The organism is Streptomyces sp. NPDC008238, from assembly GCF_042956445.1.
GTDB lineage: Bacteria > Actinomycetota > Actinomycetes > Streptomycetales > Streptomycetaceae > Actinacidiphila.
Genome location: NZ_JBIBGK010000030.1, coordinates 49,757 through 74,651, shown reverse-complemented (window position 1 = coordinate 74,651; position 24,895 = coordinate 49,757). Strand labels below are relative to the sequence as shown.

Here is a 24,895-nt window from a genome sequence, read left to right as displayed (position 1 = left end):
ACCGATGAGGTCGCGCGGGCCCGGCCGTTCCGCCCAGCCCGTTCAGGACACGGCGAACGTGGTGACGACGGCGGCGTGGTCGGAGGGCCAGTCGTTGCCCGCGACGTGCGGTTCGGGACGGGGATCGCCCGTGACCAGGGTCGCGGAGTCCAGCACCCGCAGGACCCGGCCGGCGTACAGGACGTAGTCGATCCGGTCCTGCGGCTCCGGCTCGGGGTTGACCGGTGACCAGGTGGTGCCCGGGTGGCGCACGGGGTCCGGGTGGGCCTCGCGGTAGGAGTCGCGCAGTCCGCGGGCCTCGGCGGCGAGGGTGACGGGCCAGGGCACGGGTCCGTAGCCGCCGTGCAGGGGCGCCGCCTCGGCGGTCCAGTCCAGGTGGGAGGGGGCGTTGAAGTCGCCGACCAGGACGACCGGGGTGGTGTCGCGGGCGGCGAGGTCGGCGCCCATGTCGTCCAGAATGTCCCGGATCTGCTCCAGGCGTCCCGAGGCGGCCTCGTGCTCGACCAGCACCTCGACCGGCCGGCGGTCGTGGAGGGCGTCGTAGGGGCCGTACGGGGTGTAGTTGAGGTGCGCGCTCCACAGCGTGACGTCGCGGCCCTCGTCGAGCCGGACGGTGGCGCCGAGGCCGCCGTAGAACGGGCTCGCGGGCAGGCCGTGGCGGGAGACGATCGGGTAGCGGCTGATGACGCCGAGGTTGTCGCCCGCCTGGTGGTGCTCCCAGCCCAGTGCCTCGGCGAGTTCCTTCGCGGAGTGCGTGCGCGTCTCCTGGAGGCCGACGACGTCCACGTCGGCGTCCAGCAGCACGCGCAGTTGCTTGTCCCGGTGGTCGTCGACGCGGCTGCCGCCGAGCCACAGGTTCCAGCTCATGACGCGCAGCCGCCGCACCATGGGCTCGCCCGCCGCCGCGACCGGCACGCGCACCGTGACGGTGGCGGAGCGCCCCTCGGCGTCCGTGGCGGTGACGGCGACCTCCGCGTCGCCGGCGACGTCGGGGGTGCCGGTGACGGTGCCGTCGGCGGAGACCCGGGCCCAGCCGGGGCCGGCGGCCTTGGCGCAGGTGACGGGGGCGCCGCGCAGCAGCCCGGCGACGCTGACCCTGAACGGCGCCCCGACGCGGGCGCGGCGGCTGGTGAAGGCGGGCACGAGGAAGGACGGCGGCTGCGCGACCAGGGCCCGCAGCAGGGCCACGTCGGCCCGCTCGAGGCTGTCGAGCACGGCGCGGCCGGCGCCGGGGGCGATGGGCGCCAGGGACGGCACGGCGAGCACCCGGCAGCCGGCGGCCTCGGCGGAGGCGACGCCGGTCGGGGTGTCCTCGACGGCGACACAGGCGCCGGGGTCCACGCCGAGGGCGCGGGCGGCGGCCAGGTAGGGGTCGGGGGCCGGCTTGGTGCGGGGGGTGTCGTCGGCGGTGAGGGAGACGACGAAGCGCTCGCGGCCGAGCACCGCCAGCACGACGCCGACGACCTCGCGCGGGGACGCCGAGACCAGCGCGATGGGGATGTCGTGCCGGGCGAGTTCGTCGAGCAGTTCCAGCGCGCCGGGACGGGGCACCGTGCGGGCGCGGACCCGCGCGGCGAACTCCCGGTGCAGGACGGCGGCCACCTCATCGGCGCCGGTCGCCGTCCCGGTGGTGGTCACCAGGTGGGTGGCGGTGTGCTCGACGGCGCGGCCGAGGACCTCGGTCACGTCCGCGTCGCCGAGCACGTGCCCCAGCCCGGCGGCCACCTCGGCGACCGCCTCCCACCACAGTTGCTCGGTCTCGACGAGCGTGCCGTCCATGTCGAACAGGACGGCCTGGAGCGGGTGGTGCGGTGGGTGGGTCACGGGGCTCTCTTTCATCAAGGGTGTGGGGGGATGGAGGTGCGGGAGGGGTCAGGCGGCGCGCGCGGTGACCAGGACGGGCCGGTCGGGCAGGGACACGGTGACGGTGGCGCCCGGGGGCAGGGCGGCGGCCTCGGAGCTGGCGAGGTCGGCCTTGACGCGGGTGCCGTCGGCCAGTTGCACGGTCAGCCGGGTGACGGCGCCCAGGAAGGCGGTCGCCACGACGCGTGCGTCGCCGGTGGGGTCGGCGTGGACGCGTACCGCTTCGGGGCGGACCAGGACGTCCACCTCGGTGCCCGCGGGCACGTCGCCCTGGGTGGGGAGCCGCCGGCCGAGGACCTCGACCTGACCGCCGTCGGAGAGCCGGCCCGGCAGGCGGCTGTTGGTGCCGACGAACTCGGCGACGAAGGCGGTGGCGGGCCGGTCGTACAGCTCGGCGGGGGCGGCGCACTGCTCCATCCGCCCGGCGTTCATCACGGCGACGCGGTCCGCCATGGACAGCGCCTCCTCCTGGTCGTGCGTCACGAACAGGGTGGTGATGCCGAGTTCGCGCTGCAGGCGGCGGATCTCCTCACGCAAGGTGGTGCGCACCTTGGCGTCCAGCGCGCTCAGCGGCTCGTCCAGGAGCAGTACGCGCGGCCGCAGCGCCAGGGCGCGGGCGAGGGCCACACGCTGCTGCTGGCCGCCGGAGAGCTGGTGGGGGTAACGGTCCCCCTGGGACGGCAGGCCGACGAGTTCCAGCAGTTCGGCGGCGCGGCTGCGCCGCTCGGCGGCGCCGACCTTGCGCATGCGCAGCCCGAAGGCCACGTTGTCGGCGGCGCTCAGGTGCGGGAAGAGGCTGTAGGACTGGAAGACCATGCCCGCGTCACGGCGGTGCGCGGGGGTCTTGGTGACGTCCTTGCCGTCGACCAGCACCTGACCGGAGTCGGGGTGCTCGAAGCCGGCGAGCATCCGCAGCGCGGTGGTCTTGCCGCAGCCGGACGGGCCGAGCAGGGCGAGGAGTTCGCCGGGCCGGACGGTCAGGTCCAGCCCGTCCAGGGCGGTGGTGACGCCGAAAGCACGGCGCAGCGCCCGGAACTCGACGGTGGCACCGCCGGGCACGATGGGCGCGGCGTCGGCCGGGGCGGGGACGGTGTCGGTCATGTCTCGGTCACTTCCGGGAGGCGGTACGTGAGGTGGGGCGGCGTCCGCCGACGGCGGCCAGGACGAGCAGCAGCAGCCAGGTGACCAGCAGGCTGAGCACCGAGACGGCCACCGACAGCTGGGCCTGCGAGCCGCTGACCGTGACGATCCACACCGCGAAGGGCTGGAAGCCCAGCAGCTGTGCGACGGTGAACTCGCCGAGCACCAGGGCGAGGGTGAGGAAGGAGGCGTTGAGCAGCGCCCCGCGCAGGTTCGGCAGCACCACCCGGACCAGCGCGGCCGGCCAGTTCGCCCCGCAGGACCGGGCAGCCTCGACGAGGGTGCGGACGTCCACCGCCCGCAGCCCGGCGTCCAGGGCCCGGAACACGAAGGGCAGCGCCATCACGACGTACGTGAGCACCAGGACGACCGGGAAGGACGGGTTCTGGATGGCCACGAAGGTCTGGAAGAACGGCGTGCTGGCCAGGTGCTCGGGGCCCCAGCGCAGCACGCTGCTGACGCCGGCGACCAGCGCGATCGGCGGCACCACCAGCGGCAGCGAGCAGATCACCTCGACCAGCGGGCGCAGTCGGGGCGCGGACAGGCGCAGCGCGACCATGGCGGGGACCATCAGCAGCAGGACGACCGCGATGGTGGCGGCCGCGAGCTCCAGGGAGAGCAGCAGGCTGGAGGTGAAGCCCTCCGCCTTGAGGATCTGCCCGTACGCGTCGAAGGTGACGCCCTTGCCGGGGACGTCCACGGTGAAGAGCACCGAGGCGGCCAGCGGCACCAGGAAGTAGAGGGCGGCGCCGGCGAGGACGACACCGCGCCAGGGCCGGATCCGTGTGCCCGTCAGACCAGCCATCGCGCGCTCCGTCGTTGCAGGGGCAGGTAGACCGCCATGACCAGGCCGGCGACGACGATCATGTCGAGGCTCAGGGCGAGCGCCACGTTCTCCTGTCCGACCAGGACGTTGCCGGAGATGGCGTCGGCGATCTGCAGGGTGATCAGCGGCACCGAGCTGCCGACCATCGCCGCGGCGGTGGCGTAGGCGGCGAAGGCGCTGCCGAAGAGCAGGACCAGGCCGCCGAGGAGCGAGGGGGCCAGCACGGGCAGGGCGACGTGCCGCCAGTACTGGCCGGCGGTGGCGCCGTTGTTCTGGGCGGCCTCGCGCCACTGGACGCGCAGCCCCTCCAGCGCCGGGGTCACGGTGAGCACCATGAGGGGGATGAGGAAGTAGAGGTAGACGATGACCAGGCCCCAGAAGCTGTAGAGGCTCCAGCCGTGTTCGTCGAGACCCAGGTGGCGGGTGAGGACACCGGCGTTGCCCAGGGTCGCCACGAAGGCGAAGGCCAGCGGCACCCCGCCGAAGTTGGCGAGCACGCCGGACGCGGTCAGCACGGCTTCGCGCAGTGCGCGGAACCGCGAGGTCACCACGGCCTGGGCGAGCAGCAGCCCGAGCACCGCGCCGATGGCGGCGGAGAGCCCGGAGAGCTTCACGCTGCCCCACAGGGCGGTCAGGTACGCGCCCTGCAGGGAGGCCGTCAGGTTGGCCGTGGTGTACGAGGAGGTCCCGCTCGCGGGGTCCTTGACGGTGAAGGCGCCGTTGACCATGGCGACCGCAGGGGCCCCGAAGCTGATCGCCACGAAGACGAGCAGCGGGAGCACCGCGAGCCAGCCGGCCGGGCGCCGCCGCGCCGGGGCGGTGGCCCCTGCAGCGGCGACGACGGGCGCCGTGGTGGCGGTCATCGGGTCGGTCATCCGGAGACGGCCTTGCCCCAGCCCTGGGCCAGGACTTCCTTGGCCTTGTTCTGCTGGTCGTCCGTCGGGAAGGACGGGGTGCCGGCGACCGGGGGGAGCTTGGCGGCGGCGGTCTTGTCCAGGGTGCCGGCCTTGTCCATGGCGGGCATCAGGACGGGGCGGGCGAAGCCGGCGAGCCACAGGTTCTGGCCCTCGGCGCTGTAGAGGTACTCCTGCCACAGGCGGGCGGCCGCCGGGTGCGGGGCGTCCTTGTTGATCGCCTGCGCGTAGTACTGGGCGTACTGGCCGTCGCTCGGGACCGAGACCTTCCAGTCCACGCCCTTGCTGGCGAACTCCTCGGCGTAGCCGGCGTTGAGGTAGTCCCAGTCGATGCTGATCGGGGTCTCACCCTTCTCGACCGTGGCCGGGGTGGACTCGACGGGGTTGTAGTTGCCGTTCTTCTTCAGCTTGCCGAAGAAGTCGATGCCGGGCTGGATGTCGTCGAAGGAGCCGCCGTTGGCCAGCGCCGCCGCGTAGACGCCGCCGAACGCGGAGCCGGACTTGGTCGGGTTGCCGTTCATCGCGACCTGGCCCTTGTACTCGGGCTTGAGGAGGTCGGCGAAGGTGGTCGGGCAGTTCTTGACGCGCTTGGCGTCGCAGCCGATGGAGACGTAGCCGCCGTAGTCGTTGTACCAGCGGGCCTGGGCGTCCTTCTGGGCGGCCGGGATGTCGTCGTAGGAGGCGACCTTGTAGGAGGCGAACAGGCCCTGCTGGGCACCGCTGATCGCGAAGGACGCGCCGAGGTCGAGGACGTCGGGGGCGCGGTCCTGGCCCTTGCGGGAGGTGACGGCGTTGATCTCGTCCTGGCTGGCGGCGTCCGGGGTCTCGTTCTGGATCTTGATCCCGTACTTCTTGGTGAAGCCGTCGATCAGCGCGCCGTAGTTGGCCCAGTCGCGGGGCAGGGCGATCGCGTTGAGCGTGCCCTCCTTCTTGGCGGCGGCGACCAGGGCGTCCATGCCGCCGAATTCCTCGGCGGAGGTCGCGGTGGCCGCGCTCTTGCCGTTCTTGCCGTCGGCGGCGGTCTGCGTGGTGGGGGCCGAGCCGCAGGCGCTGAGAGCCAGCGCGGTCACGGCGAGGCCGGCGGCGAGTGCGGCCGCCTTCGGGAGGGACGCGGGCACGGAGGTCTCCTGGAGGGAAGTGGGTGCTGAAAGGCAGGGAGGTCGGGGAGCGCTTCAACTTGTCCGAACAAGTTGGCCTTCAGTAGGCCGTGCGTCAATGGCCTTTCCGTAAACGGCGGGAAAACCCCGGCAAGCCTGCAGAGGGCAGTCGTCCCTTTTCGGCCAAGGGCCTCGCGAGGGGCCCGGAAAGCGGCCGACCCCTTCGCGCGATCGGCGGCAAGCTCGTCTACGCTGGGCAAAGTTGTGCGCAGACGGTGCATGAACGGAAGGGGACGCGGTGGCGGCGCGGCACGAGGAGATCGCCGAGGAGCTCCGGCGGGCCATCGACGACGAGGAGTACACGGTCGGTGCCCTGCTCCCCCCGGAGACCGAACTGGCCGCCCGGTACGGCGTCTCCCGCGGCACGGTGCGCCAGGCGGTCGCCGCGCTGACCGCGGAGGGGCTGATCGGCTCCCGCCAGGGGGCCCGCCGCGTCGTGCTGGCCAGCCGGCGCAGCCAGAGCTTCGCGGAACTGCGCAGCTTCGCGCAGTGGGCGCGGGCCATGGGCCGTGCCGCCTCCGGCACCGTGGTCCGCACCGAGACCCGGCCGGCCACCGCGGAGGACGCCACGCGCCTGCACCTGCGCGCGGGCACGGACGTCCTGTACGTGCTGCGGGTACGCGGACTCGACGGCGAGCACGTCCTGGTGGAGCGCACGGTCTACGCCGACTGGATCGCCCCCGCGGTGCTGCGCATAGAGCCGGACTGCGAGTCCGTCACCCAGCGGCTCTACGACGACACGGGCCTGGTCTTCGCCTACGGCGAGCACCTGATCGACGCGGTCGCGGCCGGCACCCGGGACAGCGAACTGCTGGGCGTGCGGCGGGGCAGCCCGCTGCTGCGGGTGCGCCGGGTGACCACCACGCAGAAGGGCCGGCCGGTGGAATGGTCGGACGACCGCTACCGCTCGGACGCGGTCAACTTCAGCATCCACAACTCGATCGGGTCCAATCCGCTGGCCCGCCAGGCCGGTCCCGGGCTCAGGGAGCCGTACGCGGCACCGTGAGGGTGACCCGCAGCCCGTGCGGCTCGTTCGGGGCGTAGGCGATGCTGCCGCCGCCCTGGGTCAGCAGCACCCGCGCGATGGACAGCCCGAGGCCCGAGCCGTCCACGTTCTGGTGCCGCGGGCTGCGCCAGAAGCGGTCGCCGATCCGGGCGAGCTCGTCCTCGGTGAGGCCCGGGCCGCCGTCGGCGACGGTGACGTCGATGGCACCGGGGCGGCCCCGCAGCGCGGTGGTGACGGTCACGCCCTCACCGTCCGGCGTGAACTTCACGGCGTTGTCGATCACCGCGTCGAGGGCGCTGGACAGCGCCACCGGGTCCGCCCAGCCGGTCACGGCGGCGGCGCCGGCGTAGGAGAGTTCCACGCCGTCGCGCTCGGCGACCGGCCGCCACGCCTCGACGCGTTCCGCGGCGAGGGCGGCGATGTCGGTGAGGGCGAGGTTGGCCTCCGCGTGCTCGGCGGTGGCCAGGCCCAGCAGGTCGTCCAGGACCGAGGCGAGGCGCTTGCCCTCCTCCCGGACCGAGGCGATCTCCTCGTGCCCGTCGGGCAGTTCCAGGCCGAGCAGCTCGATCCGCAGCAGCAGCGCGGACAGCGGGTTGCGCAGCTGGTGGGAGGCGTCGGCGACGAAGGCCCGCTGCTGGTCGAGGACTTCCTCGACGTTGTCGGCCATCTCGTTGAACGACCGGGCCAGGCGGCGCAGTTCCGGCGGCCCGCCGGAGACCGCCACGCGGGACTTCATCCGGCCGGTGGCGATGTCGTGGGTGACCCGGTCCAGCACCCGGACGGGGCGCAGCACCCAGCCGGTGAGCCGGAACGAGGCCATGACGGCCACGATCATGGCGGCCAGTTCACCGGCCGCGAGCAGCAGCCAACCGCGCAGGATGCGCGAGCGCATCGCGCCGGTCGGCGAGTCGGTGAGCACCACCGCGACGACGTCGCCGTCCCGGACGACCGGGGAGGCGACCGGCAGGGAGCGGTGCTGCCAGGGCCAGATCTGCTTGGGGTCGTGGCTGCGCCGCCCGGCGAGTGCCTCGCTGTACGCGTTGTACGCCTCGCCGCCGGTGGGCAGCGTCCAGCCCGCCGGGGCCGAGGTGACCGGCTTGCCGTCGCGGTCGAAGACGCCGGCCCTGATGCCGTACACCTCGTGGTACTGCAGCATCTCGGCCCGCAGCGTGCTCTCCCGTTCGCCGCCGCCGTCGGTGCTGACGTACTGCGCGAGCGCGGCGAAGCGCGCGGTGTCGTCGATGCGGTCGACGACGACCCGCTGCTGCTGGGTGGCGGCCAGGCTGGCGGCGAGCGGGAAGCCGAGGGCCAGCAGCACACCGGCCATCAGCACGATGAGCAGCGGCAGCAGCCGGGCATGCACGGGGGAACGGCCTCCTAGCCGGAGGGGACGACGAGGCGGTAGCCGACCCCGCGGACGGTCTCGATCAGGGAGGGCAGACGCAGTTTGGACCGCAGGGACGCCACGTGCACCTCGAGGGTGCGCCCGGTCCCCTCCCAACTCGTCCGCCACACCTCGCTGATGATCTGCTCACGGCGGAAGACCACCCCGGGCCGCTGCGCGAGCATCGCGAGCAGGTCGAACTCCTTGCGGGTCAGCGCCACGGGCTCGTCGTCGACCGTCACCTTGCGGGTGGCCGGCTCCACCCGGACCGGGCCGAGCACGATCACGTCGGGCGTCTCCGCGCCCTCCGCCTCCGGACCCGCGGGCGCCTCCTGCGCCTTGCGGCGGCAGACGGCGTGGATGCGGGCGAGCAGCTCCCCGGTGTCGTACGGCTTCACCACGTAGTCGTCGGCGCCGAGGTTGAGTCCGTGGATCCGGGACCGCACGTCGGCACGGGCGGTCACCATGATCACGGGGATGGCGGTGCGCAGCCGGATGCGGCTGCACACCTCGAAACCGTCCTGGTCGGGCAGGCCGAGGTCCAGCAGGACCACGTCGAAGCCGGGCCCGTGGTCGGGCAGCAGCGCGTGCAGCGCCTCCTCGCCGCTGCGGGCGTGGGTGACCTGCAGCCCGTGCTTGGCCAGTACGGCCGACAACGCGGCGGCGACCCGGTGGTCGTCCTCCACGAGCAGCAGTCTCATCCGTTCACCTCCCGCGACCCGGCGCTCGACGTCTTTCGCCTTCATGCTCCACCATCGAATACACGCCGATGGGCCACGTGCGCGTCAAGCGCCGCCCGGCCCTGTGTGGCGACTGTTACGGAGCCGGTACGCTGCACAACCGGCCGGGCTCACCCACAGTGCCGGATTTGTTCCAGCCGGTGACCGGATCGTGATGCTCAAGTTCCCCTCAGATGTGCTGACTCCGTTTGCCGGGCGTCAATAGGGTGATCGCCAAGGTCTGGTCAACCGACGAGGATGGAGCACACGCCGATGACCGAAGTGCCGGTGACCGAGGACGCCGTGACGGCGCCCGACGACCTGGTCGTACTGAAGGACGTGAACAAGCACTTCGGCGCGCTGCACGTGCTCCAGGACATCAACCTCACGATCGGCCGCGGCGAGGTGGTGGTCGTCATCGGCCCCTCGGGGTCGGGCAAGTCGACGCTGTGCCGGGCGGTCAACCGCCTGGAGACGATCGACTCGGGCCTGATCACGATCGACGGGAAGCCGCTGCCCCAGGAGGGCAGGGAGCTGGCCCGGCTGCGCGCCGACGTCGGCATGGTCTTCCAGTCCTTCAACCTCTTCGCGCACAAGACGGTCCTGGAGAACGTCACGCTCGGCCAGGTCAAGGTGCGCAGGACGGGGAAGAAGGCCGCCGAGGACCGCGCCCGCGCCCTGCTGGACCGGGTGGGCGTGGGCAGCCAGGCGGACAAGTACCCGGCCCAGCTCTCCGGAGGCCAGCAGCAGCGCGTGGCGATCGCCCGCGCACTGGCCATGGAGCCGAAGGTCATGCTCTTCGACGAGCCGACCTCGGCGCTCGACCCGGAGATGATCAACGAGGTGCTGGAGGTCATGCAGCAGCTCGCACGCGACGGGATGACGATGGTGGTCGTCACCCACGAGATGGGCTTCGCCCGCTCCGCCGCCAACCGCGTCGTCTTCATGGCGGACGGGCGGATCGTCGAGCAGGCGACGCCCGACCAGTTCTTCAGCAACCCCCGGAGCGACCGGGCCAAGGACTTCCTCTCGAAGATCCTTCACCACTGAGACCGACACCGACGGTTCTGCGACCCTAAGGATGATCACCATGAGGTTCCGTACCACTGCCGCCGCCGGTCTGGCCGTCCTGGCCCTCACCGCGACCGCCACCGCGTGCGGCAAGGAGGGCTCGCCCTCCTCCTCGAGCACCCCCGACAAGAGCGGCTCCAGCAGCGCGGCCGCCGCCGAGCTGCCCACCTACACCGTCAAGACCGGGGTGGACCTGGCCGGGTCCAAGACCTGGGACCGGGTCAAGAAGAACGGCAAGCTCGTCGTCGGCGTCAAGGCCGACCAGCCGAACCTGGGCTACCAGGACCCGGGCAGCAAGAAGTACTCCGGCTTCGACATCGAGATCGCCAAGATGATCGCCGCCGACCTCGGCTTCGACGAGAGCAAGATCGAGTTCAAGACGATCCAGTCGGCCAACCGCGAGACCGCCCTGTCCGGTGGCCAGGTCGACTACTACGTCGGCACGTACACGATCAACGACGAGCGCAAGAAGTCCGTCTCCTTCGCCGGCCCGTACTTCGTCGCGGGCCAGGACCTCCTGGTCAAGAAGGGCAGCAACATCAAGAGCACGGACGACCTCAAGGGCAAGAAGGTCTGCTCGGCGACCGGCTCCACCTCCATCCAGCGCATCAAGGACGGCGGCTACGGCGCCGAGCCGGTCGAGTACGACTCGTACTCCCTGTGCGTGCAGAACCTCGCCTCCGGCCAGGTGGACGCGGTGACCACGGACGACGCCATCCTCAAGGGCTACGCCGCCCAGGACCCGGCCAACCTCGAGGTCGTCGGCAAGCCGTTCTCCGAGGAGCCCTACGGCGTCGGCCTGGCCAAGGACGACAAGGTCTTCCAGGACGCCCTCACCAACGCCCTGAAGAACCACGAGGACAACGGCGACTGGAAGAAGGCGTACGACGCCACGCTCGGCAAGTCCGGCGTAAGCGCCGAGATCCCGCAGCTCCAGTCCTGAAGCGGCCGGGACCCGGCCTGACCCGGGTCCCGTCCTCCCTCCCCGGCACGGCCCGAGCCTGTTGCGCCGGCGGCCAGGAGCGGCCGTCGGCGCGCCCCTTTCGGAGAATCGATGAACGTACTGCTGGACAACTTCGCGCTCTTCCGCGAGGGGTTCCTCGGCACGGTGGAGCTGACCGCGCTCAGCGGGGCGATCGCCCTGGTGCTCGGGGTGATCATGGCCGCGTTCCGGGTGTCCCCGGTGCCGCCGCTGCGCGCCTTCGGCACGGTCTGGGTGACACTGCTGCGCAACACCCCGCTGACCCTGCTCTTCTTCATCGCGGCGCTGGTGCTGCCCCGCCTGGGGCTGAACACCTGGAGCTTCTTCCGGCTCGCCGTGCTCGCCCTGAGCTGCTACACCTCGGCGTTCATCTGCGAGGCCGTGCGCTCGGGCATCAACACCGTCCCGCTCGGGCAGGCCGAGGCCGCCCGCAGCCTCGGGATGACCTTCACCCAGACCCTGCGGCTGATCATCCTGCCGCAGGCCACCCGGACCGTGCTGCCGCCCATCGGCAGCCTGCTGATCGCGCTCACCAAGAACTCCGCGATCGCCGGTGGCTTCAGCGTCTTCGAGCTGTTCAGCGTGCAGAAGACGCTCGGTGAGAAGGGCTACAACATCTTCGCGATCTTCATCTGGGTGGCGGTCGCCTACCTGATCATCACCCTCCTCATCAGCGCGGTCTTCCGACTGCTCGAGAACCGGCTGGCGGTGGCCCGATGAGCGCGAACGTCCTCTTCGACGCACCCGGCCCCCGGGCCAAGGTCCGCAACCTGGTCGTCGGCGCGGTCGCCGCCCTGGCGATCCTCGCCCTGCTGTGGTTCGTCTACCGGCGGCTCGACGATTCCGGGCAGTTCGCCGCGTACCTCTGGGAGCCCTTCCAGTACACCGACATCCAGCAGCGCATCGTCGACGGCCTGCTCGCCACGCTGAAGGCCTTCGCGCTCTCCGCGGTCTTCTCACTGGTGCTGGGCGCGGCACTGGCGGCGGGCCGGCTGTCGGACCACGCCCCGGTGCGCTGGGTGGCGACCGTCGTCGTGGAGTTCTTCCGGGCGATGCCGCTGCTGATCATGATCTTCGCCTTGTACGTGGGCGTCTTCACCTCGGCCCCGCTGTGGGCGCTGGTGATCGGGCTGACCCTCTACAACGGCTCGGTGCAGGCCGAGATCTTCCGGGCCGGCATCAACGCCGTGCCGAAGGGGCAGCGCGAGGCCGCCTACGCCATCGGCCTGCGCAAGACGCAGGTCATGGTCTTCGTGCTCATCCCCCAGGCGGTCCGGGCGATGCTGCCGTCGATCATCAGCCAGCTGGTGGTCACCCTGAAGGACACCTCGCTCGGCTACATCATCACGTACGAGGAGCTGCTCTACACCGGCAACCTCATCGCGAAGAACAGCGCGGGCTTCCCCTTCATCCCGATGATCATCATCGTGGCGCCGATCTACATCCTGATGTGCCTGGCGCTCAGCGCCCTGGCCAACTGGATCGAGCGCCAGGGCCGCCGCAGCCGCAAGGGCGCGCCGCCGAAGGCCGGTGACATCAAGGCGGTGGAGGCCGCGGCGGAGTGACGGTGCGCCAGGCGCACCACCGCGCGGCAGGTGTCGTCACTTGACGCACGCACGCGCAGTAGGTTGCATACGCAATGTGACTGAGCAACTTCCCGGGACCGCGCAGTGGACCCGGTGATCATCGCGGGGGCGGGTCCGGTCGGGCTCGCCCTCGCGCTCTGCCTGGCCCGGCACGACGTGCCGAGCATCGTGCTGGACGAGCACGACCACGCGCCCTCGCTGCCCGCGGAACGCACGGCCGTCCTCAGTCCCGAGACCGCCGGACTCCTGGTCCGGCTGGGGCACCGGCGTCTCTACGAGGCCGGCGCCACCTGGGACGCGTGGCGGACGCTGCGCCGCCGCCAGGAGACCGTCCGGGTGGAGTTCGGCGACCCCGCCTCCGGCGGCCAGGGGCCCTCCCCGCTGCACATCGGGCAGGAGCGCCTGGAACACGGACTGCGCGCGGCCCTGGCCGAGCAGGCGCTGGCGCGGATCGTCCCCGGGGCGCGCGTCGACGCCGTCGAGCAGGACGGGCGCGGCGTCAGCGTCCGCACCAAGGGCGCCAACGCCACCTGGTGGCGCGGGAGTCATCTGATCGGCTGCGACGGCCCGCGGTCCACCGTGCGCAAGCTGCTGGGCGTGCGCTTCCCCGGCCGCACGGCGGTCGACCGGCACGCCGTGGCCGCCCTGCGGGTCGCGCTGCCCGACGAGGGCGTGGCACTGCTGCACCGCGAGCCCCCAGGGCCGGGCGCCGGCCCGGAGGTGACGGCCCGTCCGCTGCCGGACGGGGTGTGGCGGCTGGACTGGCTGCTTCCCGCGCGTGGTGAGCCGCTCACCTCCGACGAGCTCGTCTCGCGCATCCGCGGCACCCTCACGGCCTGGTGCGGAAGCGTTCCTCCGTACGAGCTGCTGGGCTCCGCCGAGTACCCGGTGCACCAGCGGCTGGCCCGGCGCTGGCGGGCCGGACGCGTCTTCCTCGCCGGCGACGCGGCGCACCTCATGGGCGCGCTGGGCGCGCAGGGCCTGGAGGAGGGCCTGCGCGACGCCGACAACCTCGCCTGGAAGCTCTCCCTTGCCTGGCACCACGGGGCCTCGGACACACTGCTCGACAGCTACCAGGCCGAGCGGCGCGGCGCGGTGGGCGCGCGGCTGCGGGCCACCGACCAGGTGCTGCCGCTGCTGCGGGCCAGCGGTGTCTGGCACACCGTGCGGCGTTCCGTGCTGTCGGGCTCCGCCCGGCGGTACGCCGAACTGCTCACCGACGGCCACCTTGGCCGGGGCCCGCTCGGCGCGCCCCCGGTCTACACCCGCTCACCGCTCGCGCTCCCCGCCCCCCGCGGGGCGGGCGCCGCGGCCTCGGCCTCCTCGGCGGCCGCGCCGTCGCCGCTGCTCGGGTCCTGCGCCACTCCCCCGGGCGGTGCGGTGGTCGACGTGCCGGTCACGGCGCTGGACGGTTCCCGGGCGCGTCTGTACGAGCGCCTCGGGCGTGACCTGCTGGTCGTCCTGGTCGCGCCGGGCACCGGCGTGTGGGAGAGCCGCCACTGGCTCACCGCGGGCCTGATGCCGCGGCTGGCCAAGGCGGTGGCGGCGCTGCCCACCCGGGCGGAACTGCTGGTCACGGAGGCCTATCCGGGGTCGACGGCGCACAGCGTGCTGCTGATCCGCCCGGACGGCCACCTGGTGACCGTGATGACCGGCTGCCGTCCGACCGAGCTGTACGCCTACGCCGACCTCGCCCGCGGCGGCCCCCCGAGCCCCGTCCAGGACCGCGTCCCCCACTGACCGGCCGGGGCCGCGCGGTGGTCCGGAGCGGGCGCACAGCTATGGCCGCCGGTCCCGTGCCGGCCTTCGGGCGGGGACGCTTCAGCGGGCGAACTCCGTCGCACGGGACTCCCGGACGACCGTGATGCGGATCTGGCCCGGGTAGGTGAGTTCCTCCTCGACCTGCTTGGCCACGTCGTGGGCGATGACCTGCGCCTGGATGTCGTCCACGTCCTCCGGGCGCACCATCACCCGGATCTCGCGTCCGGCCTGCATGGCGAAGACCTTGGCGACGCCCGCGTGCGCGGCGGCGATCTGCTCCAGCCGCTTGAGCCGGCGGACGTAGCTCTCCAGCGACTCGCGCCGTGCGCCGGGACGGCCCCCGGAGATCCCGTCGGCGGCCTGGGTCAGGACCGCCTCGACGGTCCGCGGGTCGACCTCGTTGTGATGGGCCTCGATGGAGTGGACGACGTCTTCGCACTCGCCGTGCCGTCGTGCCAGGTCCGCGCCGATGAGGGCGTGGCTGCCCTCGACCTCGTGGGTGAGGGCCTTGCCGATGTCGTGCAGCAGCGTGCCGCGCTTCGCCACCGCCGGGTCGATGCCGAGCTCGGCGGCCATCATGCCGGCGATGTGGGCGGACTCCAGGAGGTGGCCGAGCACGTTCTGGCCGTAGGAGGTGCGGTAGCGCAACCGTCCGAGCAGCGTGACCAGTTCGGGGTGCATGTCGGTGATGCCGATCTCGGTGAGGGCGTCCTCGCCGTGGTGCACGCACAGTTGCTCGACCTCGGCCTGCTTGCGCTCGTAGACCTCCTCGATGCGGTGCGGGTGGATGCGGCCGTCGGTGACGAGCGCGTCGAGGGCGAGCCGGGCGACCTCGCGGCGCACCGGGTCGAAGCAGGAGAGCAGCACCGCCTCGGGTGTGTCGTCGATGATGAGGTTGACCCCGGTGACGGCCTCGAAGGCACGGATGTTGCGGCCCTCGCGGCCGATGATCCGCCCCTTCATCTCGTCGCCCGGCAGTTGCAGCACCGAGACCACGGACTCGGCGGTCTGCTCGGTGGCCACCCGCTGGATGGCCCCGGCGACGATCCGCCGGGCGCGTTCCTCGCCGCGGTCGCGGGCCGCCCGCTCGATGTCGCGGACGATCACCGCCGCCTCACGCTTGGCTTGTTGCTCGGCGGACCGCACGAGGTCGGCGCGGGCCTCGGCGGCGGTGTAGGCGGCGACGCGCTCCAGGACCTCGCGCCGCTCCTCCTCCAGCCGGTTGAGCTCGGCGCGGCGGCGCTCCAGTTCCTCGCGTTCCTCCGCCAGTTCGCGGCGGCGCCGGTGGAGTTGCTCCGACTCGGCGTCGATGCGGGACTCCCGGTCGGCGAGCCGCTGCTCACGCCGCTCCAAGTCGGCCCGGATCTCGCGGACTTCCTCTTTGGCGGCGGACCGGATCTCCCGGGCCTCACGCTCGGCCGCGGCCCTGAGCTGTTCGCGTTCGGCGCGGAGCCGCTGGAGCAGCACGCCCGCGGTGACGGCGACGACCACGGTGACCGCCACGGCCACGGCCGTGAACACGGATTCGGTCCCCAGCGCGATGCCCATGGCACCAACTCCCGTATCTCTGAGGACGCGATCCCTCACCCGTTGTGAGGCTAGGTCGACTCAGAGGCACGGTCAAGGAACCTCAACGGAGGTTCAGTCGGGCAGGTAGTACTCGAGCGACTCCGGGTCCTCGCCCTCCTCCTCCAGGGCGCGGCGGACCACCCTGAGGGCGAGCCCCTCCGCGTACCCCTTGCGGGCGAGCATCCCGGCGAGCCGGCGGATCCGCTTCTCCCTCTCCAGGCCGCGGGTGGCCCGGAGTTTGCGGTCGACGAGGGCGCGGGCCGTCTCCTCCTCCTGCTCCGCGTCGAGCTGCCCCACGGCCTGGCCGATCGCCTCGGCGTCCACCCCCCGGGTGCGCAGTTCCCGGGCGAGGGCACGCCGGGCGAGACCACGGCCGTGGTGCCGGGACTCCACCCAGGCGTTGGCGAACGCCTGGTCGTCGATCAGCCCGACGTCCTCGAACCGCTCCAGCACGTGCTCCGCCGCTTCCTCCGGGATCTCCCGGCGGCGCATGGCGTCGGCGAGCTGCTTGCGGGTGCGAGGGGTCCCGGTGAGCAGGCGCAGGCAGAGCGCCCGCGCCTGCTCCACGGGGTCAGGTGGCGGCTCTTGCTCGGCCCTCGACAAGAAAGAGCCGCCACGATCCTTGTGCCCGGACGCCACCGTCAGGCCTTGGCGGCCGCGGCCTTGGTCGCCTTGGCGGCCTTGGGCGCCGGAACGGTCGCGGCCTCGGCCTTGGCCGGGTCGGTCACCGCCGCGGGAGCGGCCGCGTCACCGGCGGGCTGCTCGCCCGCGGGCTCGGGCCGGACGCCGATGCCGAGCTTCTCCTTGATCTTCTTCTCGATCTCGTCGGCGAGGTCGGGGTTGTCGCGCAGGAAGTTGCGCGCGTTCTCCTTGCCCTGGCCGAGCTGGTCGCCCTCGTAGGTGTACCAGGCACCGGACTTGCGGATGAAGCCGTGGTCCACGCCCATGTCGATCAGGCCGCCCTCGCGGCTGATGCCCTGGCCGTAGAGGATGTCGAACTCGGCCTGCTTGAACGGCGGCGCGACCTTGTTCTTGACGACCTTGACGCGGGTGCGGTTGCCGACCGCGTCCGTGCCGTCCTTGAGGGTCTCGATGCGGCGGATGTCCAGACGCACGGAGGCGTAGAACTTCAGCGCCCGGCCACCGGTGGTGGTCTCCGGGGAGCCGAACATCACGCCGACCTTCTCGCGGAGCTGGTTGATGAAGATCGCGGTGGTCTTGGACTGGCTGAGCGCACCGGTGATCTTGCGCAGCGCCTGGCTCATCAGACGGGCCTGCAGACCCACGTGGGAGTCGCCCATCTCGCCCTCGATCTCGGCCCGCGGCACGAGGGCCGCCACGGAGTCGATCACGATGAGGTCCAGCGCGCCGGAGCGGATCAGCATGTCGGTGATCTCGAGGGCCTGCTCACCGTTGTCCGGCTGGGACAGCAGCAGGGAGTCCACGTCCACGCCGAGGCGCTTGGCGTAGTCGGGGTCGAGGGCGTGCTCGGCGTCCACGAAGGCGACCTTGCCGCCGGCCCGCTGGGCGTTGGCCACCGCGTGCAGGGTCAGGGTCGTCTTGCCGGAGGACTCCGGGCCGTACACCTCCACCACGCGGCCGCGCGGGAGACCGCCGACGCCGAGCGCGACGTCCAGGGCGGTGGATCCCGTCGAGATGACCTCGATGGGCTCGTTCGGCCGGTCGCCGAGGCGCATGACGGCACCCTTGCCGAACTGCCGTTCAATCTGTGCGAGCGCGGCGTCGAGCGCCTTCTCGCGGTCGGTTCCTGCCATGGGTTCCACCCTGGGTGTCTGAGTCGTTCGCTTCACGTCCATGACGCTACTGCCTGCCACTGACAATGCGTCCCGACGCCGCCCGGGCCTGTGGACAACCCCACGGGAGTCCGTGGAAACCCCGGGGAACCGGGCCCGCGACATCCATGAGAATGGATGTTCGATTTTCGTGTCAAGCGACCCGCGAACCTCAGGCTCCCCCGTCGCCCGCACCACCCCGGCCGTCCCCGCCGCCCCCGTCTTCCCCACTGCCCCCGCCGTCCCGGCGCCACCGCCACCGGAGCAGCTGCCGCCGCTGCGGCCCGTGCGCCCGCGGGTCCGTGACCGCGTACCGCTTCACGTACGCCCCGAGGAAGCCCTGCAGCGTCGCCGTCGCCGGGATCGCCACGAGCGCGCCCACCGCCCCCAGCAGCGCGGTGCCGGCGATCACCGACCCGAAGGCCACCGCGGGGTGGATGTCGACGGTGCGCGCGGTGATCCGCGGCTGCAGCACGTAGTTCTCGAACTGCTGGTAGACCACGACGAAGCCCAGCACCCACACCGCGTCCCACGGGTCCTGCGTGAACGCGATCAGCATCGGCAGGGCCCCCGCCAGGTACGTGCCGACCGTCGGCACGAACTGCGAGACCACGCCGACCCAGACCGCCAGCGCCGGCGCGTACGGCACCCCGATGACCACGAACAGCACGTAGTGGGCGACCGCCGAGATCAGCGCCATCAGCGCCCGCGAGTACAGGTAGCCGCCGGTCTTGGCCACCGCGATCTCCCAGGCCCGCAGCACCTCGGTCTGCCGGGCCGGCGGCAGCACCGAGCACACCGCGCGGCGCATCCGGGGCCCGTCGGCGGCGAAGTAGAAGGTGAACAGGCCGATCGTCAGCACCTGGAAGACCCCGCCGAGGACGGTCGCCGACAGCCCCCACACGTTGCCCGCCTGCCGCTGCACGTAGTTGCGCAGCCAGTCGGAGTGCAGCACGTTCTCCTGCAGCTTGCCGACGGACAGGTCGGTCCCGAAGGTCTGGTTGACCCACACCACCACGTCGTCGACGTACTCCGGCAGGTTGCGGCCGATCGAGGTGATCTGGTCCACCAGCAGGGAGCCGAGCAGCACCACGAAGATGCCGCCCGCGGCGAGCACGGCCAGGAACACCAGCCCGGTCGCCCACCCCCTGCGCATGCCGCGCGCGGCCATCCAGTCCACCGCCGGCTCGATCGCCAGCGCGCCGAAGAAGGCCAGCAGGATGTTCACCAGCAATCCGATGACCTGGTGGAACGCCCAGTTCGCCAGCTGGAAGGCGGCCAGCAGCGCGATCGCCAGCACCATCGCCTTCGGCAGCCAGCGCGGCATCGCCGAACCCCCCGCCCCCTCCCCCGTACCCGTTCCGCTTCCCGGTTCCCCGGGATCCCCCGGCGACCGATGACCCTCGGTCGCCCCGGCTATCGTCTCGTCGCTTCCCGCCACGGCCCCAGTCTCACCCGTGCTCAGCGGCGCGAGGCCGGAACGTCGACGGCCGCGCACACCGCCCGCCACACGTCCTTGGTCGCCCAGCCCGCGTCCAGTGCCTGGTGCACGGTCCGGCCGCCGAGCTCGGACATCACGTGGTCGCGCGCGAAGGAGTCGGCGTACGCCTCGCCGAAGTGCGCGCGCATCCGTTCCCAGAACACCGTCAGCTTCATGCGCCCAGTATCCCGCGCCGCGGGCCGAACGTGCGGGCGTCGCACACCGGCGCACCCGCCCGCCGCCCAGGGCCGGCCGGAGCGTTGGGTACACTGGGTGAAGCGAAGGGGAGTAGTCCCGCAATACCGGCTGGTCGACACACTGGACGTCCGTGGACGTCCCGGCCACCGGGCCGCCGCACCTGGTGCGGGGGTGGACGAGACCTTCGGCCAAGCAAGACGTGGTCCGCGCCTCCGTGCGGGCCGCTCCGTCGTGCCGGGCCGTTGGCGCTTCCCCGTCGCCCCCTGGGTGCCGTCGAGTCCGCGGTCCGGCCCCAGCAGAAAGCACGGGAATGACCTTCGACCCCCTGGCGCTCGTCACCGCCTTCGGGCTGATCTTCCTCGCCGAACTCCCGGACAAGACGATGTTCGCCTCCTTGGCGATGGGCACGCGCATGCGGCCGCTGTACGTCTGGTTCGGCACCTCGACCGCCTTCATCGTGCACGTGGCCATCGCGGTCGGCGCCGGCAGCCTGATCGGCATGCTGCCGAACACGGCGGTGAAGCTCGTCTCGGCCGCCCTGTTCGCCTTCGGCGCCGTGGTGCTGCTGCGGGACGGGGGCGACGACGACCACGACGAGGCCGGCAGGACCGTGACCGGCTTCTGGCCGGTGTACTCCACCGCCTTCACGGCCGTGTTCATCAGCGAGTGGGGCGACCTCACGCAGATCACCACCGCCAACCTGGCCGCCACCAACGGCTGGCTGCCGACCGCGATCGGCTCGGCCGCCGCCTTGATGTCGGTCTCCGCCCTCGCGCTGGTGGTGGGCCGGTTCATCGCCAAGAAGGTCCCGCTGAAGACCATCCAGCGGGTCGGCGGCGTCTGCATGGCGGGGCTGGCCGCCTGGACCCTGGTCGAGGCCTTCACCGGCTGACGGTTCAGCGGGCGCTCACGGGCCGGCGTCCGGGCCGCTCACGGGCCGGCGTCCGTTGCCGCTCACGGGCCGGCGTCCGGGCCACCGGGCGCCGTTCCCGGGCGGGCGTCGCCCGGTCCCCGTCCCCTCCGCGGGCCCACCACCCGTCACACTTCCGCGTTTCGTCCGCTTTTTCCGAATGGCACCATTAAGCACCGTGATGACCCGAGATGTTTGGCGGGCGTACATTCGGTGTATGCGATCGGCAGCGCTGGAGGACGACCTTCGTGCTCCGGCTCCAGGCCCCGGCGGGGACCCGGAGCCGCGATGAAGGACAGTCTCACGCACCGCCTGCGGCGGCTGCCCGGGCGGCGGGCGGCTCCGCCCGGCTCCGGTACCGGCCCCTCCTGGGTGACGCAGGTGACCCAGGGCCACGGGCCGCTGGCGCTGGCGCTGTTCATGATCGGCTCCATCGTCGTCACCGGCTTCATCCTGCCGCCCACAGAGCACCTCGCCTCGCTGATGGTGGTGGTCCCCGCCACCACGGCCGTGCTGGCGGGGCCGGGGACGACGACCCTGAGCGCCGCGCTGTCCTGTGTCGCCGCCTTCGTGCTGGACGTGCACGACGACCTGCTCGGCACCTCCATACCTGCCGTGCACCAGCTGGAGATTCTCCTCGTCTCGGCCTTCGTCATCGCCTCCCGCAGCATCCGTGACCGCAGCGTCCGGGAGCTGATGGAGGTGCGGATCGTGTCCGACACCATCCAGCGCGTCCTGCTGCGCCCGTTGCCCCCGCGCATCGGGCCGTTGCTCGTACGGGCGACGTACCACGCCTCCCATCCGTACGCGCAGATCGGCGGGGACCTGTACGCGGTGGCCAGGAGCGCCGCGGGGGTGCGCTTCCTGATCGGGGACGTCAAGGGCAAGGGGCTGCCGGCGGTCGAGGACGCGGAGGCCCTGCTCGGCGCGTTCCGGGGGGCCGCCCGCAAGTTCGGCTCGCTCCCGGAGCTGGTGGCCGACCTGGAGCACGCGGTGCGCGGCCACTTCGAGGAGACCGGGCGGACCGACAGCGACGCCGTGGAACGGTTCATCACCGCGCTGGTCCTGGAGGTCCCCGACGACTGCGCCGAAATCCACATGGTCAACTGCGGACACCCCCCGCCCTACATGGCGCAGCGTTCCGACACCCTGCTGCTGTCGCCGGCCGTGCCCGCTCCCCCGCTCGGCCTGGGCAGCCTGAACGCCGACGACTACGTCGTCGACACCTTCCCCTTCGGCCACGAGGCGACGCTGCTGCTCTACACCGACGGGGCCATCGAGGCCCGCAACGACGCCGGTCAGTTCTACGACCTGGGGGCGCACGTGGCCGCCTGGCCGGGCTCCCGCCCGGAGGAGCTGCTCCAGCACGTGCTCGACGGGCTCTCCCTGCACGTGGGCGGCGGCGCCGTCAAGCTCGACGACGACATCGCCATGATCGCGGTGCGGTACGGCGACGGGTTCCCCTCGCCCTCCCCCGCACCGTCCGACGAGCGGCTCCTCACCTCCTGACGCGGTCCCGGCCGCGGGCCGTCCCCCGGGGAAAACGCCGGGGTGCGGGGGCTGGTGGGGTGGGGGAGGGTGAGGTGGGAGGTGTGTGCGGATGGCGGGTGGCGGTGACGTGCTCCTGCTCGTCGACGAGGACGGGCGGGTGGTGGAGTGGCGGCCGGGGGCCGAGGAGTTGTCCGGCCTGCCCGCCGAGGGCGCCGTGGGACGGCCCGTCGCCGACCTCGTGCGCGAGCCCGGTTCCGCCCTGGCCCGCAGCGAGCTGCTCGTCCGGCCGCTCCTACGCGGCGCCTCCGTGGTGTGGGAGGTGCGCGCGGGCGGCGGCAACACCCTGGGCGAGCGGGACGCCGCGCTGCTGAAGGTGATGTTCACGCAGGCCCCGGTGGGTCTGCACGTCCTCGACGACCAGCTGCGCCTGGTGCGGATGAACAGCGCGACGCGGGCGCTGCACGACACGCCGCTGAGCCCGGGACGGCCCTTCGGCGAGGTGTTCCGGCTGGACGACCCGGTGACGGAGGAGGAGGTCGCCCGGCGGGTGCTGGAGACGGGGGAACCGGTGCTCAACCGCTTGGTGCGCGGCGCGCTGGGCGAGGGGCGGCCGCGCCGGCGCATGTACCTCTCCTCCGTCTTCCGTCTGGAGGGCCCGCACGGCGAGGTGCTGGGACTGGTGGCCGCGGCCTCCGACGTCACCGAGCGGCAGACGAGCCGCCGGCGGATGGCCGTGCTGGACTCGGTGCGGGAACGGGTGGGCCAGCGGCTGGACGTGGTGGCGGTCTGCGAGGAACTGGCGGAGGCGGTGGTCCCGGCGTTCGCCGGCATCGTGGTGGTGGAGGTCGTGGAGGACGTCGTGCGGGGCGAGGTGCCGCCACTGGTCCCCGTCGACCGGGACGTGCCGCTGCGCAGGGCCGCCTACCGCGGCAAGGTGTCGGCGTACCCGGTGGGCGACGTCCGGCACCCGCCGTACGGCACCCCGTTCGCCCGCGTGCTGGCCGATCTGAAGCCGCGGCTCGTCCCGGTGGACGAGGACACCATGTGGCTGGCGGCGGACCCGGCCCGCGCCGACGCGATCCGCCGGCAGAACGTGCACTCCATGATCGTGGCGCCGCTGGCGGTGCGCGGTGAGGCGCTGGGCCTGGTCAGCTTCTACCGGCACGACGACGAGGACCTCTTCGACGAGGACGACGTGAGGCTGGCGCTGGACGTGTGCACCCACGCGGCGCTGTGCATCGAGAACGCCCGGCGCTTCACCCGCGAGCGCACCATCGCCGCGACCGTGCAGCGACGGCTGCTGCCGCAGCGGCCGTCGCCGCGGATCGCGCTGGAGACGTCCCACCTCCACCTGCCGGGCGTGGAGGGCGGCGGGGCGTGGTTCGACGTGATCCCCCTGCCCGGCGCCCGGACGGCCCTGGTCGCCGGTGACGTCAAGGGGCGGGGCGTCGAGGCCGCCACCACCATGGGGCAGTTGCGGACGGTCATCCACTCCCTCGCCGCGCTCGACCTGCAGCCCGAGGAACTGCTGGCGCGGCTGAGCGACACGGCGACCCGGCTCGCGGAGGAACGGGCGGCGCTCCCTGCCGGGGACCCGCTGCACCGCGAGCCGCTGACCGCGGAGTGCGTCATCGCCGTCTACGACCCGCTCGACCTCACCTGCACGATCGCCCTCGCGGGGCACCCGCAGCCGGTGGCCGTCTTCCCCGACGGCGCGATCGAGGCGCTGCCCGTCTCCCCCGGACCGCTGCTGGCCGAGTCGGGCAACGCCCCCTTCACCGCGACCACGGTCACCCTGCCCGACCGCACCACCCTGCTGTTCGGCACCTCCTCGCTGACGGACCTGCTGCACCCGCGCTCCGGGACGCTGCACGGCCTGCTGGAGCGGTACGGCCGGGGTCCGTTGCAGGAGCTCAGCGACGCCTTCGCGTACGCCGTCAACGACGGCAGCCGGCCCGGGGACCTGCTCATGCTGCTCGCCCGCACCCGGGGGTTCCCCGGCGACCGGGTGCTGACCTGCCCGCTGCCGAGCGACGCGGAGGCGGCGCCCATCGCACGGTCGATGGCGCGGCGCCGGCTGGCGCAGTGGGGGGTCGACGAGGAGACGGCCTTCACCACGGAGCTGATCGTCAGCGAACTGGTCGGCAACGCGGTGCGGTACGGGGCGCCGCCCCTGCAACTGCGGCTCGTCCTGGACGCCACGCTGACCTGCGAGGTCAGCGACGGGGGCGCGAGCGCGCCCCATCTCAAGCACGCCCGCACCCTGGACGAGAGCGGCCGCGGCCTGTTCATCATCTCCCGCTGCGCGGACCAGTGGGGCACCCGCTACCACGCCGAGGGCAAGACCATCTGGGCCGAGCAGACGCTGCGGACCCCGGCGCCGGCGCAGACCGACGGCGGCACCGGGCCCTGACGGCACCGGGCCCTGATCAGCCGGGCGGGCGCGGCGGCGCCGGTTGTGCGGCGAGCGAGCGCAGTGCGAGGGCCGCCGCCACCTCGGCGAGGCCGAGCAGGACGAGCCACAGCCCGATCAGGCGGGCCAGCGCCACCGCCGACTGCACCGGGAAGGCGAGCAGGACGACACCGGCGACGACCCCGAGCGCGGCCACGGCGAACGCCATACCGCGGTGCGGCATGTCCCGCCCCGTGACGGCGACGAACCCGACGAGCAGCCCGGACACCAGCCAGTACGCGCCGAGGACGAGGGAGAGCACGGCCGCGGTCTGCAGCGGGTGCCGCAGGCAGAGCACCCCGGCGAGCACGGCGACGACCGCGACGACGACCGCCGTCACCCTGCTGCCGCCGTCCGGGCGCGAGAACGCCGTGACGAAGCGGAACACCCCCGTGGCCAGCAGGTAGAGGCCGATGACGACCGCCAGCACGTGCAGCGTCTCGTCCGGCCAGACCAGCACGATCACCCCGGCGGCGAGCGTCGCGAGGGCGAAGGCCAGCGACCACCCCCAGGAGCCGCCCAGTTTGCCGAGCACCTCCTCGGGGTCGGCCGGCCCCTGCGTCGGGGCGTGTCCGTACGGTGCGTTCATGGTC

The 24,895-nt window shown here is 72.6% G+C and carries 21 protein-coding genes and 1 pseudogene; 9 read left to right on the top strand and 13 right to left on the bottom strand.

The genetic code is table 11. The features are described 5' to 3' along the window. Positions 1-42: 42 nt before the first annotated feature. From ACFZAU_RS35990 to ACFZAU_RS35970, 5 genes are read right to left on the bottom strand one after another with little or no spacing between them, the layout of a single operon-like run. On the bottom strand, positions 43-1,824 hold the full coding sequence (locus ACFZAU_RS35990; protein ID WP_500555658.1) for an HAD-IA family hydrolase: 1,782 nt from the start codon (positions 1,822-1,824) through the stop codon (positions 43-45). A 48-nt stretch (positions 1,825-1,872) separates the two neighbouring features. Beyond that, complete coding sequence (locus ACFZAU_RS35985) at positions 1,873-2,964, bottom strand: ABC transporter ATP-binding protein (protein WP_500555657.1); 1,092 nt, start codon at positions 2,962-2,964, stop codon at positions 1,873-1,875. A 7-nt stretch (positions 2,965-2,971) separates the two neighbouring features. Further along, complete coding sequence (locus ACFZAU_RS35980; protein WP_500555656.1) at positions 2,972-3,808, bottom strand: ABC transporter permease; 837 nt, start codon at positions 3,806-3,808, stop codon at positions 2,972-2,974. After that, positions 3,796-4,692: an ABC transporter permease gene (locus ACFZAU_RS35975; protein WP_500464383.1), complete on the bottom strand. Its 897-nt coding sequence runs from the start codon at positions 4,690-4,692 to the stop codon at positions 3,796-3,798. The genes ACFZAU_RS35980 and ACFZAU_RS35975 overlap by 13 nt, the downstream gene beginning before the upstream one ends. 8 nt (positions 4,693-4,700) lie before the next feature. Beyond that, the gene (locus tag ACFZAU_RS35970) at positions 4,701-5,861 is read right to left on the bottom strand and encodes an ABC transporter substrate-binding protein (RefSeq protein ID WP_500464356.1); all 1,161 of its coding nucleotides are present in this window, start codon (positions 5,859-5,861) and stop codon (positions 4,701-4,703) included. Positions 5,862-6,138: 277 nt separating this feature from the next. On the opposite strand from ACFZAU_RS35970, the gene ACFZAU_RS35965 reads away from it, so the two are divergent. Then, the gene (locus tag ACFZAU_RS35965) at positions 6,139-6,906 is read left to right on the top strand and encodes a GntR family transcriptional regulator (protein WP_500555655.1); all 768 of its coding nucleotides are present in this window, start codon (positions 6,139-6,141) and stop codon (positions 6,904-6,906) included. Here ACFZAU_RS35965 and ACFZAU_RS35960 read toward each other — a convergent pair. Continuing rightward, a complete protein-coding gene (locus ACFZAU_RS35960) occupies positions 6,881-8,269 on the bottom strand; it encodes a sensor histidine kinase (RefSeq protein WP_500555654.1) in 1,389 nt (462 codons plus the stop codon). The two genes, ACFZAU_RS35965 and ACFZAU_RS35960, sit on opposite strands and share 26 nt — an antisense overlap. A 14-nt stretch (positions 8,270-8,283) precedes the next feature. Next, positions 8,284-8,991: a response regulator transcription factor gene (locus ACFZAU_RS35955; RefSeq protein WP_500555653.1), complete on the bottom strand. Its 708-nt coding sequence runs from the start codon at positions 8,989-8,991 to the stop codon at positions 8,284-8,286. Positions 8,992-9,282: 291 nt separating this feature from the next. Between ACFZAU_RS35955 and ACFZAU_RS35950 the strand changes: the two genes are divergently transcribed. From ACFZAU_RS35950 to ACFZAU_RS35930, 5 genes are all read left to right on the top strand, one after another. Further along, entirely contained in the window at positions 9,283-10,059 is a 777-nt protein-coding gene (locus ACFZAU_RS35950) for an amino acid ABC transporter ATP-binding protein (RefSeq protein ID WP_500555652.1), read from the top strand. Between the two features lie 40 nt (positions 10,060-10,099). Beyond that, on the top strand, positions 10,100-11,023 hold the full coding sequence (locus ACFZAU_RS35945; RefSeq protein ID WP_499601937.1) for a glutamate ABC transporter substrate-binding protein: 924 nt from the start codon (positions 10,100-10,102) through the stop codon (positions 11,021-11,023). Positions 11,024-11,134: 111 nt separating this feature from the next. Further along, positions 11,135-11,782, top strand: a complete 648-nt coding sequence (locus ACFZAU_RS35940; protein WP_499601938.1) for an amino acid ABC transporter permease — start codon at positions 11,135-11,137, stop codon at positions 11,780-11,782. Continuing rightward, a complete protein-coding gene (locus ACFZAU_RS35935; RefSeq protein WP_499601939.1) occupies positions 11,779-12,627 on the top strand; it encodes an amino acid ABC transporter permease in 849 nt (282 codons plus the stop codon). Before ACFZAU_RS35940 ends, ACFZAU_RS35935 begins: the two co-directional genes overlap by 4 nt. A gap of 105 nt (positions 12,628-12,732) precedes the next feature. Beyond that, positions 12,733-14,388 carry an FAD-dependent monooxygenase gene (locus ACFZAU_RS35930; RefSeq protein WP_500555651.1) on the top strand — a complete coding sequence of 552 codons (1,656 nt, stop codon included), beginning with the start codon at positions 12,733-12,735 and terminating at the stop codon, positions 14,386-14,388. An 81-nt stretch (positions 14,389-14,469) separates the two neighbouring features. On the opposite strand, the gene rny is transcribed toward ACFZAU_RS35930, so the two are convergent. The 5 genes and pseudogenes from rny to ACFZAU_RS35905 form a co-directional block, all read right to left on the bottom strand. After that, positions 14,470-15,957, bottom strand: coding sequence for a ribonuclease Y (gene rny / locus ACFZAU_RS35925; protein ID WP_500555650.1), 1,488 nt, complete (start codon positions 15,955-15,957; stop codon positions 14,470-14,472). Between the two features lie 93 nt (positions 15,958-16,050). Next, positions 16,051-16,710: pseudogene (gene recX / locus ACFZAU_RS35920) on the bottom strand (recombination regulator RecX); the annotation flags it as partial. Next, entirely contained in the window at positions 16,620-17,753 is a 1,134-nt protein-coding gene (recA, locus tag ACFZAU_RS35915) for a recombinase RecA (RefSeq protein ID WP_500555649.1), read from the bottom strand. The pseudogene recX and the gene recA, both read right to left, overlap by 91 nt. Positions 17,754-17,943: 190 nt before the next feature. Then, positions 17,944-19,098, bottom strand: a complete 1,155-nt coding sequence (locus ACFZAU_RS35910) for an AI-2E family transporter (RefSeq protein WP_500555648.1) — start codon at positions 19,096-19,098, stop codon at positions 17,944-17,946. Positions 19,099-19,232: 134 nt separating this feature from the next. Then, positions 19,233-19,427: a DUF3046 domain-containing protein gene (locus ACFZAU_RS35905; protein WP_499601946.1), complete on the bottom strand. Its 195-nt coding sequence runs from the start codon at positions 19,425-19,427 to the stop codon at positions 19,233-19,235. Positions 19,428-19,759: 332 nt separating this feature from the next. On the opposite strand from ACFZAU_RS35905, the gene ACFZAU_RS35900 reads away from it, so the two are divergent. The 3 genes from ACFZAU_RS35900 (at position 19,760) to ACFZAU_RS35890 (ending at position 24,263) form a co-directional block, all read left to right on the top strand. After that, a complete protein-coding gene (locus tag ACFZAU_RS35900) occupies positions 19,760-20,341 on the top strand; it encodes a TMEM165/GDT1 family protein (RefSeq protein WP_500555647.1) in 582 nt (193 codons plus the stop codon). A 306-nt stretch (positions 20,342-20,647) separates the two neighbouring features. Continuing rightward, positions 20,648-21,868 carry a PP2C family protein-serine/threonine phosphatase gene (locus tag ACFZAU_RS35895; protein ID WP_499601948.1) on the top strand — a complete coding sequence of 407 codons (1,221 nt, stop codon included), beginning with the start codon at positions 20,648-20,650 and terminating at the stop codon, positions 21,866-21,868. Between the two features lie 91 nt (positions 21,869-21,959). Next, positions 21,960-24,263 carry a SpoIIE family protein phosphatase gene (locus ACFZAU_RS35890; protein ID WP_500555646.1) on the top strand — a complete coding sequence of 768 codons (2,304 nt, stop codon included), beginning with the start codon at positions 21,960-21,962 and terminating at the stop codon, positions 24,261-24,263. 16 nt (positions 24,264-24,279) lie between these two features. On the opposite strand, the gene ACFZAU_RS35885 is transcribed toward ACFZAU_RS35890, so the two are convergent. Next, on the bottom strand, positions 24,280-24,891 hold the full coding sequence (locus ACFZAU_RS35885; RefSeq protein ID WP_500555645.1) for an HdeD family acid-resistance protein: 612 nt from the start codon (positions 24,889-24,891) through the stop codon (positions 24,280-24,282). Positions 24,892-24,895 lie beyond the last annotated feature (4 nt).